Source organism: uncultured Campylobacter sp., assembly GCF_938039205.1.
Lineage (GTDB): Bacteria > Campylobacterota > Campylobacteria > Campylobacterales > Campylobacteraceae > Campylobacter_A.
The window spans coordinates 1-11,652 of record NZ_CALHVM010000040.1 but is presented as its reverse complement, the minus strand read 5'-3'; the positions used below and the strand labels follow the sequence as shown (position 1 = coordinate 11,652).

Here is an 11,652-nt window from a genome sequence, read left to right as displayed (position 1 = left end):
TTTTAAAAACGAGCTGTAAAATTTGATCAAATTTAGCCAAGGATAAAAAATGCCGCGACCTACAAATAAAATAGACTTACTAAGCGCTTCAGAGACAAATTTTAAAAAACTTTTGTCGCTAGTTAAAAGCATGAATGAGGCAGAGCAAGAGGCCAAATTTGACTTCGAGGATAGGAACAAATGCGTCCGAGACGTGCTCGCGCACCTTTACGAGTGGCATTTGCTTTTGATAAATTTTATCCAAAAGAACCTAAGCGGTGAGCGGACTGCGTTTTTACCCGAGCCGTATAACTGGAAAACCTACCCACAGATGAACGTGCAAATTTGGCGCAACCACCAAGATACGCCGCTTTGCGAGGCTAAAACCCTGTTAGCACAAACTCACGAAAAAGCAATGCAGCTTACGGCAAATTTTAGCGACGAGGAGCTTTTTGCGCGCGGATATTTTAACTTCACGGGCAATCTAAACCTCGCCGCCTACATTACCAGCAGCACCTCATCACACTACGACTGGGCGATAAAAAAGATAAGAAAGCACAAAAGAGGCCTAAAAAACTAGCTTGTGATCTGCCGCCTTACTAGTCAAATTTAGGCAGGCAAATTCGGTCGCTCATCGCCTTAAATGCGTCTTAACATTAAGCTAAATTTAGCTAGATTTAGGCTTTTAAATTTTTAGGAGAACGAATGAAAGTAAAATTTTCTCTCATAGCCGCCGTTTTGGCGTTAACCGGATGCGGCGATAACAACATCGATATCGTCAAAAACTACACGCTACCGTTTAAAAAATCAATGACGATAGGCGCCGCTGTCGACGGCTACAAAGGCTGCCAAAACGTAAAATGGGAAGACGTCAGCGGAAACGATCTAAAGCTGGTAAAAGTAACTTGCGAGGTTAGTAGCGACGTACTCAAGGCGGAATTTGACAGACAAAACGCTCGCTATGAAGAGGCCGTACAAAAAGCCAAAGACGACGCGCAAAAAAGCCTAGAAAAGACGCTAGAGCGGATAATAAACAACTACAACGAACTAAAGACCGAGGGTAGCAGCGACGCAAACAAAGAGGAGATGTTGGCGCTAGCGAATAAATTCTGCAAATACGACGAAGAAAAAGCAAAGAAAAGTAGCTTCAGCGCGCCCGTAAACTGCGATAACGATGCGATCGCGGACGAGCTCGTAAACAAATACAAACTAAACGGCAAGGCCTTCTTATTTAGCACCTTCGTAAGCCAGTTTCAATGGGCTGCACTCGACTCGCAACGCCCGCCAAAGCCGATATTTTTCGGAGATATGCCAAAACAGATAAACTCGCGCTCGTATGAGCTCAAATTTATCATCAACACCGATAAAACCGTCGATATCGACCGCAAAGCCGTGATGATAGAGGACGGCGAACGCAAGGAGATCGGCAGTGGCGTACTCGGTAAATTTTACGACAGATAAGGTTTCGTTTATAGCTTGCTAGGGCAAATGATTTGCTCTTGCAAGCTTAAATTTGCTTTTATTTTCGGCCGATCCCATACAAAGCGCGAAAGCAAATTTAGACGCTACGGGCAAATTTCAGCCTTTAAAATCACGCTATTTTTTCAAATATCGTTTTATCAAATTTAACGGTTCTTGATTTTATCTTTTAAATTTAAGCGCAAATTTGGCTCAAAATAATCAAATTTATGCAGGTTTGCGAGGCTAAATTTACGCCCCAGACGCAAAAATCATATAAAAAGAAGTAGCGGACGCGTCAAATTTGCGTCCGCGTGGCTAAAAGCTAGTTTAGAAGGTTAAATTTATATCCGACTTGTAACCAAAGCTCGTTGTTATCGGTCTTTCTAACGGCTCCTCTGGCATCAAAATTCTTTCTCTCAAGAGCCGTGTAGGTGACGCTTGCGCTTAGCCCCTTGACCCACGGCATATCGTAGCTAGCCTGCGCCGCCCAGCCTTGGACGTTCATGTGCGTGTTAGCCGCGGTCGGACCGGCGTTACGGTGAGGGGCGTCTTGCCTGCCTTTTACTAGATGTAGTTTTGCTTTTAGGCCCTCGGCGCCCGCGTCTTTAAAGTCGTACTCAAACAAAAGCTTATGCGTATTCATACCCGCATAGCCCGTAAACACGAAAGGCCCGCGGATAGGAAGCAGCGTGTATGAGCCGGGGCCGTTGCCTAGGCCAAACGCCAAAGCGTCGTTGTCGCCGACGGTCGTATAGGCGTAAGAGGCGCTAAAGCCCACAAAATCATAAATCCCCGCCCTTAGGCCGATCATATTTCCGTCGTAGTTTAGATCTTCCAGGCCTCTTGTAGTGCGAGAGCCTTTGTACATCGCGTCAAAACCGAGCTTAAAGTCACCGACGGGTACTTTATAGTTAGCCTCGGCTAGGTAGAAGTTGATGTCGCCTTGCAGCGCGCCGCGCCTAAGGTCGGTCACTCTAGCGTATGCGCCGGTTAGTTTTAGATTCGGGATGCTTTGATTTATGACTGCGCCGGTAAAGATATTATCAAACTCGTACGCCACAGGCCCCATGCCGCCGACGATTACCCTATCTTTAAAGTGCGGAGCGCGTCCCTCTTTGCCGCCCGTTACGACGGCACTTCTGCCTTGAAATTTATAATACCAGCCGCCGATCAAGGTAGTGTTTGGTATGTCTTTATTTACGATCGTTAGACCCTCAAACGCCTCTTTAAACGCGCGAGTCGGGTTGCCTGCTACTAGTGGAGTATTTACGTACTGACGGCCAAATTTTATATCAGTCCGCCCTATACCGTAGCCCAGATACGCTTCAGACATTACCGCGCCTTGCGTTCTCCACTCTTTATCGTATAAGGTGCCGCTTTTTCTCATACTGTTAAACGGCAAGAAGTTGCCCTGTCCCGTAACGCCGAGCCTAAAGCCGTAAAACGGATCGGTCACGTAGCCAAGCTCAAGCTGTATAGACGTCAGCTGCTCGTCGTGTATCGGCGCGCGCTCGTCTTTTTGATCGACGTAGGTAGCTTGGATCTTGCCCGCTAGTTTTCCTTTGGTAAACGCCTCCCCAAAGGTATCGGCTGCGTTTGCTGCGCCTAAAAAGCCAAGTGCCAAAACGGCGGCTAAACTTAGTTTTGCTAGTTTCATAAAAACTCCTTGGTTAAATTTAGCAAATTTACGTTCCACAAATTTAATGCGGAACATTAATTTTTTTACTTAAGGATTATAGCACAGAAAATAATAAAATCCATGTTAGATCTGTGATATTTGCTAAAAATATCGCCAAATTTAGGCAAATCTAGACGACCGAGCGCTCTTTAAGCAATGTATAAAGCTTGATCGTCGATATAAAAAACGTCACGATGGCAGGCCCCAAAATAAGCCCCCAAAAGCCAAAGGTCGTTATGCCCGCAATCATCGAGAAAAATAGTAGCAGTTCGTTTATTTTAGTAGGGATTTTTACGAGCCTATCGTTGATAAATTTAATCACGATAGGCTTTAAAAACGTATCTGCGACGATGGAGATCACGACGATGGTATAGACGGCGATGACGATAGCGGCCGCGGTGTTGCCGTTAGCAAACTCGTAAAGGCTAATCGGCCCCCACGCCAGCAAGCCGCCCACGACCGGCACTAGTGAGGTAAAGGCAAAGAGTATGCCCATCAAAAAGCCGTTGTAGCCGTAGGAGATCGTGATGATAGCAAAGAGGCAACCCTGCAAAATCGCGTTTATCACGATAGAGTAAAGCACGACGCTCATGACGTTGGCCACTTCGCTGAGGATAAACTCGCTCTCGCTCTCCTTCATCGGAAGCGCGTTTTTTAGGTAGCCAACAAGCTCGCTGCCGTAAAGTAGGGCGAAAAAGAAAAATACGAGGATAAAAATCACGTCTACTAGAAAATTTACGCTTGATTTTCCGATACCGGCTAAATTTGCGATGAGATTTGCCGAGATGGCCTTGACGTCGATATCGGCGACTATCTCTTTGATTTTTGGTTCTAGAAATTTGATCGGTTCTGGTAGCTGAAATTTGCCGCTTTGAAAATAATCTAGCGTGTTTGTTACGTAGCCGGTGTTAAAGCTTGCCGCGTGTTTAGCCAGCTCGATCACGGCGTATAAAAGCGGCGCGATAAATAGCGAAAACAGCGCAAGCGTGGTAAGCGCGGCCGAGAGCGTCTTTTTGCCCTTGGTTAGCTGCAAAAATTTGACGTTGACGTTTGAGGTGGCGACCGCGAGCAAGGCGGCGATAAAGATGTTTAGCAAAAACGGTTTAAAAAGATAGCCCACCAGTCCTAACGCGCACAGCATCAAAAGCCCGAAAAATATGCGGTTGTTTTTCATTTTTATCCTTTGGGGGCTTATTATATCAGATTTTGCGGGGTTTTGCGGACGGGCGGCGCTTGGGCACGGTAGTCTTATGGCGGCTGATAAATTTGACGAGAAATTTGAGCGTGTTAAATTCCTGTGTACTTTTAAATCGAGCATATAACGAATGCGGTCAAATTTGACGGCTGACTAACCAGATGGCAGCAAATTTAAAAGCTCAAATTTTGCTTGGATAAAATTTAGCAAAAGGCGACCGACTTAAAAAAGCCGAATCCACCTCACTCCTCAAACAGCCCCTTTTGCGTATCCCCGTCAAATTTGAGCTTGAACACCTCGTAGGCTTTGGCGCTTGCGAGCCTGCCTTTTGCCGTACGCTCGATGTAGCCGTTAGCGAGCAGATAGGGCTCGATCACGTCCTCGACCGTGCCCTCGTCCTCGCTTAGAGCCGCTGCGATCGTGCTTAGGCCCATCGGGCGGCGTTTGGCGGCGAGCAGGATTTCTAGATACTTGATATCCATCTCGTCAAAGCCAATGTCGTTTACGCCAAGCGCGTCTAGAGCCTCTTTGGCGCGAGGTTGCGAGATGACGGCTTCGTCGTTTACCTCGGCAAAGTCGCGTATGCGTTTTAGTAGCCGTAGCGCGATCCTAGGCGTGGCGCGCGAGCGAGCGGCGACCTCGAGAGCGGCGGCTTTTTCGCACTCTTTGCCGAGCTTTATCGAGGCGATCTGCACGATACGAGCCAGCTCCTCTCTGGTATAAAACTGCAACCTAAAATCCATGCCGAATCTATCTCGCAGGGGTGCTGAAATCATGCCCGCGCGCGTCGTAGCGCCGATGAGCGTAAATTTAGGCAGGTCGATTTTGATCGTCTGCGCCGCAGGTCCCGAGCCAATGATGATATCTAGGCGAAAGTCCTCCATCGCAGGATACAGCACCTCCTCGATCGCGGGGCTTAGGCGATGTATCTCGTCGATAAATAGCACGTCGCCCTCTTGCAAATTTGTCAGTACCGCCGCCAGATCGCCGCTTTTTTCTATCATGGGCGCAGCCGTCATCTTGATGCTAACGCCCATTTCGTTTGCGATGATGTGCGCCAGCGTCGTCTTGCCAAGGCCCGGAGGCCCGTAGAAAAGCACGTGGTCTAGGCACTCGCCGCGCTTTTTAGCAGCCTTTATAAAGACGCCTAAATTTTGCTTGATCTTTTCTTGCCCGATGTAGTCTTCAAAGCGCGTGGGACGCAGCGACACCTCAAAATCGTTTTCGAAGCTTATTTTTTCTATTTCGACTATTCTATCCATCTTTCGGCTCTATTTTTCGTAAATTTGCCGCATTTTACAAAATTTTGGGTAAGTTTTGGCTTTGGGCTTTGTTCAAATTTGACTTGGCATTCGGCGGTAAATTTGAAAGAAAAGGTGATTAAATTTGAGTAAAAACGGCGAGTTTAAGATTACGGCGCCAAATTTAACGCCGCAAAGGCTAGGGTTTAAAAATCATAAAAAGCAAATTTTACCTTGCATGCAAGCCTGAAATTTATTAAATTTATCCGCCTGGCAGAAGCGGATAAATTTCAAAAATCAGCTTAAATTTGACGAAAAAATCAGCCCGAGCTTAAAACTCCGCTATCCTCGTTTTTAAAAGCTTGCAATCGATATCGTTACCAAATTTGCACCCCTCCGCGATAGATTCGAATTTTTCGTAAATTTCGATATTTTTCTCGTAGTTTTCAAAGCCCAGAGCCCTGCAGCCGTCGTCGTTGCCGAGCTTGCAAGCGCGCGAATAGCCGTCGTACGCGTCATAAACCGCAAACTCCACGCCCTGCGCGTGCTCGTAAACGTAGCCCAGAGCATAGCAGCCAAGCGCGTTTTTCATGTAGCACGAAGTATCAAAGGCCTTGTGCGCGCTTGCTAGATCGCGCTCCGCGCCCAGCCCCTCATGCATCATCCTGCCGTAGTTGTAGCAGCCCGCGCCGTCAAATTTCCTGCACGCTTTGGCGTATAAATTTACGGACTTTTTGAGATCGTTTTGCGATTCGTAGATGAGGCCTAGGTTATTACAAGCCGCTTCAGAGCCTAGCTCGCAGCCTTTTTTATAGAGGCGAAATATTTTATTTTCGTCTTTAGCGCCGAAAATTTCCTTGACGTTTAAAAGCGCGAGGTCAAAGCAGCCCGTGCCGTTTCCCAGCTCGCACGATTTTTCAAAGAAAAACTCGGCTTTTTCGTTGCTTTTCTGGGCTCCAAGCCCGCTAAAGTGCATACTACCCAGCGCCGCGCAGCTCATCGCGTCGCCCTCCTCGCAAAGCGGCGATAAAATCTTAAAAGCAGCGTCATAGTCGGCATTTTCGATAGCCTGTCTCGCGGCCTCCTCGCGCTTAGAAAATCGCTTCTCGTTCTGCGTTTGCCCATTTTGTTCGCCCAGGCTATCGATACCTAGTCCAAAATTCGGATTTGAGGCTATTAGCGAGCCAAGAAATGCCGCTAAAATAAATAAGATTTTCAAAATTTACTCCTCGTTTGATGTCTAGACTTTGATAACTAAATTTAAGCGCACTGCTCGTAACGCGATTTGCAAAATCAGTCCTTGGCATTGAGGTTTAAATTTGTGCCACAAATTTAGCTAGTCAAATTTGATCTAGATTGCAGCAAAAATTTACCTGCCTGAATTTTGCGCTTTCGAGCTGCATCGTAAATTTACACGCCAAATTTAACAAACGACGACAAAAGACAAGCTCTCAAATTTAACACCAAAAGTCTAAATTTGACGCCGTTTACCAAGCAACCAAATTTAGCCTGCTAGCTAGACCTACTCAAAACAAGCTAAATTTTATACTCGAACTCCTTGCTCGGGAAGGTCTTTTCTCTAACCTCACGAGCATAGGCTTCAACCGTCGTTCGTACCAAATTTGCGCCGTCAAGATAGCGCTTGACGAATTTAGGCTTAAACTCGTCGAAAAATCCGAGCATATCGCTCCACACGAGCACCTGTCCGTCTACGTCGGCACCCGCGCCGATACCGATGATAGGCATCTGCACGCTTTTTGCGACCTTTGCCGCAACCGGGCTTAGCGTGCCCTCGACCACGGCCGAGAACGCTCCAGCACGCTCGAGAGCTTTTGCCTCCTCGATCAAGCGTGCTTCGTCAGCCTCGCTGCGTCCTTTTATCTTATAGCCGCCCTCTTTTCGCACAAACTGAGGCATGAGTCCGATGTGGGCCATCACGTTTATACCCTCGCCCACTAACCTTTTTACGATAGGAGCGGCTTTTAGACCGCCTTCAAATTTGACTGCGTCTGCGCCGGCTTTGATAAATTTGGCCGCATTTTTTAGCGCGTCTTTTTCGCTAAAATAGCTGCCAAAAGGCATATCAGCAACGACAAAAGCATGCTTTGCGCCCTGCAAAACAGCCTTAACGTGATAAAGCGCGTCATTCATTTTTAAGCTAAGGGTGTCTTTTTTGCCGTTAAAGCTCATATTTAGACTGTCGCCCACTAAGATAATGTCGACGTAATCGTCAAAAAGCCGCGCAAAAAGAGCGTCGTAAGCCGTGATCATAACGATGGGCTCAACACCCTTTTTGTTAATTATATCATAAATTGTAACTTTTTTATCATTTTTTAACATAAATTCCTCCTTAAATTTAGCTATTTTATTTTTAATTTTATCAAAAAAATGTTACAATCACGATAATAGTTTTAAGGAAAATAAATGGGAATACTAAGAAGCCTCGAGATAGACTACTCTTACGACATCGTGGAGGAGTTTTTGTCGCATTACTCCTTGATGTGCGATTTGATGGAACCGCTCATCATAGGGCTCACCAGGCCGGATAGGTATAGTGGCTATATCGGCGAGCTTTTTAGAATTTTTCATAATATTAAGTCTGCTGCAGGCTTTATGAAGCTTGATCCTATATTAAAATTAACTACTTTAGCCGAGGAAATTTGCGGCGAAGCAAGGGATCTACAAGGACCCGCAAACGATGACTTCGTAGACTGGCTGCTTTTATTGAGCGACCAGTTTAACAGATACAAAAACGATATAGAAAACGATGCCGAGTTTTTCAGTCCATTAGACGCCAATATCGTAAAAATCCCCCAAAAACTAGACGTTTGACAAAAAATACAAAAAATAATATAATCCACAACCTTTAAAACAAGGCTAAATTTAGCCTATTCTTACGGGAGCGACTTGGCTTCGACAGGAGCAGAGCGGTCACGGTGGCACGTCGCTTTGAGCAAAGCGTAAAAAGCTCAAATAAATTTAAACGCAAACAACGTTAACTACGCTCCTGCTTACGCTAAAGCTGCGTAAGTTCAGTTGAGCCTCGCCTAGTCCGATACTAGCTAAGATAACGGCGAGTAACCCCAGCTAGCGTAGGTTGGCAGCCTGACGAGCTGCTAGCCGAAATCTTGTCTTAGTCTAAAATAAGGTTTTGGAAAGTGAGCCATTTTAGATGAAATTTTCACTTTTGCTAAGCGTGTAGAGGCCGTAATCGGTTTGTTTTTGGACAGGGGTTCGATCCCCCTCGCTTCCACCAAGTGTCATTTTCACGAGATTTCAAAAGCTTTCAAAAGCCCCTAAAATACGAGCTTTAAACCGCTTTTAGCATTTCATAAGATTTCATACAATATCATACATTTTCAAGAAAATAAGTGTGTTTTTGAGTGTGGGCGACTAAAAACCGAGATTTTTACACACTCAAAAATAGGATAACCGACAAGAACGGGCTTTGCACAAAATCATAAGCGCAAAAACTAGATTTTGAGTGTGTCCAAAAATAAGCAAATTAAAATAACATACCCAAAAGCACACTTACGCACATACATAAAGGCGAGAAAATGGCGACGTTTACGAAAGATAGCCAACTAAAAAACTATACGCTCAAAGACGGCAAGGCTAGAGAGTGGATAAAAGATATTTCTACTCCATACCTCTACGTTTATGCTACGCAGACCAAAAACGGCATAAGCAAAACCTTTATTTTTAGATACGCCGACGAGGAGCGCAAAACCAATCAAATCATCATAGGCAAATATCCTAGTATCACGCTAGCCGAAGCAAGAGCCAAAGCGACCGAGCTAAAAAGGCTAAAAGAGCGAGGCGAGGACATCAAAAAAGCCGTGATAGCTCAAAAGGCGGTTAAATTTGAGGACGCGGCGCGCGAATGGATAGAAAAAGAGCAGGCTAAAAATACCTCATCGCTCAGCAGAGAGGCGGGGCGGATAAACAACTACCTTATGCCCTATCTCAAAAACGGCGATATTCGCACGCTAGCGCGCAGGGATTACGCGCAGACGATAGAGCGCATACAAGAAGCCGAGACCAAAAAAGGCATAAGCCACGACACGAGCAAGCGCACGTTTAGGCTACTTCGTAAGATTTTAGACCTAGCCGTCAATAAAGGCTACATCGAACATAACCCGACGAGGGATATTATTTTTGCCGATACCTTTAAAACCTCAAAATGCGAGAACTTTAGAGCAATAACCGACCCCAAAAGACTAGGCGAACTTTTAAGGGCGTTTGACGGCTTTAAAGGCTCAAACAGCACTAAGCAGGCGTTAGTATTCGGCGCGCATACCTTTTTACGCAGCGCGAACGTCAGAGGGCTAAAATGGCAATACGTGAGCTTTAATAAAAACCTCATCGTATTCCCCGCTAGCGATATGAAAATGGGCGCAGACTTCGCCGTGCCGATCAGCAGGCAGGTAAAAGAGCTTTTAAAGGCTCAATACGAGATAAGGCGGGGCGAGTTTGTATTTCCTAGCGACGTAACGAGCCTAAAACCGCTAAGCGAGAACACGCTTAACTACGCGCTTAAAAGGCTAGGCTTCGGCGATGAAACGGTATTTCACGGACTAAGGGCGACCGCCTCGACGCTACTAAACGAAAATATCAAACGACACGGCAAAGACGCGGAAATAATAGAGCTTTGCCTAGACCACAGAGAGCGCAATAAAATAAAATCAATCTACGACAGAAGCCAAAGACTAGAGGAGCGCGCCGAGCTTATGCAATGGTGGAGCGATTATTTGGACGAAGTGAAAGGGTAAAGTTGGATTTTAACATTAAATTGTTTCATCTTTTAGAATCCGAGAAAATAGAAGACCATAAAATTGGAGAGCGAGTAACATTAGATACATCAAGGCTAGGCATTGATAGTTTTCCAAGACTTACAAAAGTAGGCTACATATCAGAGATAACAGATATTTTTATTAATAATAGTAAATATTGCGAATTAACAACTTTTTTAAACAAAATACCACAAGAAAAGCATTATGAAGCACTTTACGAAATAAGGAGAATAATTGAAAGTTTCCTTGATGGCTATTTTGATGCAAAAACAAATTTTAGAAATATGTTAAAAGATGAAATAAAAGAATTATCCAATAGACAAAAACAAATTCTTGATTTGATAGAATATTTAAAAGACGAGAGAATATCCTTATTTTTCCAAATAGACAATACACAAAAATTTACAGAAAAGTATAATAAACTTAACATAGATTGTTTGACACACGAACTTGAACTTGTCAGTTCTTTAATACAAATTCAGCTTGATAGAAGCATTGCCTCATCAAAAGTTATGATAGAGCACCAAGACATAAATATGATCACAAAATATTATCAATTAAACTTATTTAATTTTTGCGAAAAATACTGCTTAGCAAAAACATCTATTAAAAAATATTTTTTACCAGCCCTCAAAAATTCAGTAGATAGTTTTTTAAACCAAAAATAAAATTTGCAGTTTTTAAAATAGTTGGCTTTAAAAACTGCAATAACAAATTCAAATTCCTGCGACATAATTCCACTCATATTTATTCAAGTGCGCACGCGGATAAATAATATCACTCGTAAGGAGTTTTTATTATGAACCTATTAACCACAAAGAACGCCACGCTAAGCCCAAAAGAGACGGCGCAGTATTTAGGCATTTCGACCGCTACGTTATGGCGGTTTATGAAGCGCGACGATTTCCCAAAGCCTAAACGCCTAACCGAGCGCACTATCCGCTTTTTAAAAAGCGAGCTAGACGCGTATTTGCAAGATAGGAGCGCGTAATATGAAAGCCTTTGAAAATGAAACCGAAAAAGGGCTTTATTCAGACTTCGCGCGAATGCTGGGCGAAGTTTATCCGGACGTCTTAAAATCTGCGACAAGCGGCGAGCCTAGCGACTACAAAGAGGGATTAAATCAAGGGCTCGTAGTAGCCTTTAATTTATTTCAAGTCCTGGACGAACAGCGTAACCAACTCCAAGCACTCCACACCGAAAATCAACGGTTAAGAGAGCGATTTTTTCAAAGGAGCGCGAACAATGAGTAAGCTAGTATTTACGCCTAGCAAACTTTGCTTTAGCGCAGGCGATGAGGTTATG

Annotated in this window: 12 protein-coding genes and 1 other RNA gene; 8 read left to right on the top strand and 5 right to left on the bottom strand. The window is 44.6% G+C overall.

Going from position 1 to position 11,652, the window contains the following annotated elements:
* Positions 1-49 precede the first annotated feature (49 nt).
* Both Q0394_RS05165 and Q0394_RS05160 read left to right on the top strand, forming a co-directional pair.
* Complete coding sequence (locus Q0394_RS05165) at positions 50-559, top strand: ClbS/DfsB family four-helix bundle protein (protein WP_298945856.1); 510 nt, start codon at positions 50-52, stop codon at positions 557-559.
* Positions 560-684: 125 nt separating this feature from the next.
* Positions 685-1,440 (top strand): hypothetical protein, encoded by a 756-nt coding sequence (locus tag Q0394_RS05160; protein ID WP_298945854.1) that lies wholly within the window; start codon positions 685-687, stop codon positions 1,438-1,440.
* Positions 1,441-1,762: 322 nt separating this feature from the next.
* Here the strand turns inward: Q0394_RS05160 and Q0394_RS05155 are convergent, their stop codons facing one another.
* The 5 genes from Q0394_RS05155 to panB form a co-directional block, all read right to left on the bottom strand.
* Positions 1,763-3,097: an OprD family outer membrane porin gene (locus tag Q0394_RS05155; RefSeq protein ID WP_298945852.1), complete on the bottom strand. Its 1,335-nt coding sequence runs from the start codon at positions 3,095-3,097 to the stop codon at positions 1,763-1,765.
* Positions 3,098-3,248: 151 nt separating this feature from the next.
* A complete protein-coding gene (locus Q0394_RS05150) occupies positions 3,249-4,292 on the bottom strand; it encodes an AI-2E family transporter (protein WP_298945850.1) in 1,044 nt (347 codons plus the stop codon).
* Between the two features lie 263 nt (positions 4,293-4,555).
* Positions 4,556-5,575 (bottom strand): Holliday junction branch migration DNA helicase RuvB, encoded by a 1,020-nt coding sequence (ruvB, locus tag Q0394_RS05145; protein WP_298945847.1) that lies wholly within the window; start codon positions 5,573-5,575, stop codon positions 4,556-4,558.
* A 310-nt stretch (positions 5,576-5,885) separates the two neighbouring features.
* On the bottom strand, positions 5,886-6,773 hold the full coding sequence (locus tag Q0394_RS05140; RefSeq protein ID WP_298945844.1) for a tetratricopeptide repeat protein: 888 nt from the start codon (positions 6,771-6,773) through the stop codon (positions 5,886-5,888).
* Between the two features lie 317 nt (positions 6,774-7,090).
* Complete coding sequence (gene panB, locus Q0394_RS05135; protein WP_298945842.1) at positions 7,091-7,894, bottom strand: 3-methyl-2-oxobutanoate hydroxymethyltransferase; 804 nt, start codon at positions 7,892-7,894, stop codon at positions 7,091-7,093.
* A gap of 84 nt (positions 7,895-7,978) precedes the next feature.
* Here panB and Q0394_RS05130 point away from each other — a divergent pair, with 84 nt between their 5' ends.
* The 6 genes from Q0394_RS05130 (at position 7,979) to Q0394_RS05105 (ending at position 11,600) form a co-directional block, all read left to right on the top strand.
* Positions 7,979-8,386: an Hpt domain-containing protein gene (locus Q0394_RS05130; protein WP_298945840.1), complete on the top strand. Its 408-nt coding sequence runs from the start codon at positions 7,979-7,981 to the stop codon at positions 8,384-8,386.
* Between the two features lie 66 nt (positions 8,387-8,452).
* Positions 8,453-8,810, top strand: a transfer-messenger RNA (tmRNA) gene (gene ssrA / locus Q0394_RS05125).
* A 301-nt stretch (positions 8,811-9,111) separates the two neighbouring features.
* Positions 9,112-10,326 (top strand): site-specific integrase, encoded by a 1,215-nt coding sequence (locus Q0394_RS05120; protein ID WP_298945838.1) that lies wholly within the window; start codon positions 9,112-9,114, stop codon positions 10,324-10,326.
* Positions 10,327-10,328: 2 nt separating this feature from the next.
* Positions 10,329-11,015, top strand: a complete 687-nt coding sequence (locus Q0394_RS05115) for a hypothetical protein (RefSeq protein WP_298945836.1) — start codon at positions 10,329-10,331, stop codon at positions 11,013-11,015.
* Between the two features lie 131 nt (positions 11,016-11,146).
* Positions 11,147-11,338 carry a helix-turn-helix domain-containing protein gene (locus tag Q0394_RS05110; protein WP_298945834.1) on the top strand — a complete coding sequence of 64 codons (192 nt, stop codon included), beginning with the start codon at positions 11,147-11,149 and terminating at the stop codon, positions 11,336-11,338.
* 1 nt (position 11,339) lies between these two features.
* Positions 11,340-11,600 carry a hypothetical protein gene (locus Q0394_RS05105; RefSeq protein ID WP_298945832.1) on the top strand — a complete coding sequence of 87 codons (261 nt, stop codon included), beginning with the start codon at positions 11,340-11,342 and terminating at the stop codon, positions 11,598-11,600.
* The last annotated feature ends 52 nt before the right edge of the window (positions 11,601-11,652 follow it).

What these genes read in the sequence shown, in the direction of transcription:
- Q0394_RS05165 (WP_298945856.1), top strand. Translation starts at nt 50, where the DNA reads ATGCCGCGACCTACAAATAAAATAGACTTACTAAGCGCTTCAGAGACA.
- Q0394_RS05160 (WP_298945854.1), top strand. Translation starts at nt 685, where the DNA reads ATGAAAGTAAAATTTTCTCTCATAGCCGCCGTTTTGGCGTTAACCGGA.
- Q0394_RS05155 (WP_298945852.1), bottom strand. Translation starts at nt 3,097, where the DNA reads ATGAAACTAGCAAAACTAAGTTTAGCCGCCGTTTTGGCACTTGGCTTT.
- Q0394_RS05150 (WP_298945850.1), bottom strand. Translation starts at nt 4,292, where the DNA reads ATGAAAAACAACCGCATATTTTTCGGGCTTTTGATGCTGTGCGCGTTA.
- ruvB (WP_298945847.1), bottom strand. Translation starts at nt 5,575, where the DNA reads ATGGATAGAATAGTCGAAATAGAAAAAATAAGCTTCGAAAACGATTTT.
- panB (WP_298945842.1), bottom strand. Translation starts at nt 7,894, where the DNA reads ATGTTAAAAAATGATAAAAAAGTTACAATTTATGATATAATTAACAAA.
- Q0394_RS05130 (WP_298945840.1), top strand. Translation starts at nt 7,979, where the DNA reads ATGGGAATACTAAGAAGCCTCGAGATAGACTACTCTTACGACATCGTG.
- Q0394_RS05120 (WP_298945838.1), top strand. Translation starts at nt 9,112, where the DNA reads ATGGCGACGTTTACGAAAGATAGCCAACTAAAAAACTATACGCTCAAA.
- Q0394_RS05110 (WP_298945834.1), top strand. Translation starts at nt 11,147, where the DNA reads ATGAACCTATTAACCACAAAGAACGCCACGCTAAGCCCAAAAGAGACG.
- Q0394_RS05105 (WP_298945832.1), top strand. Translation starts at nt 11,340, where the DNA reads ATGAAAGCCTTTGAAAATGAAACCGAAAAAGGGCTTTATTCAGACTTC.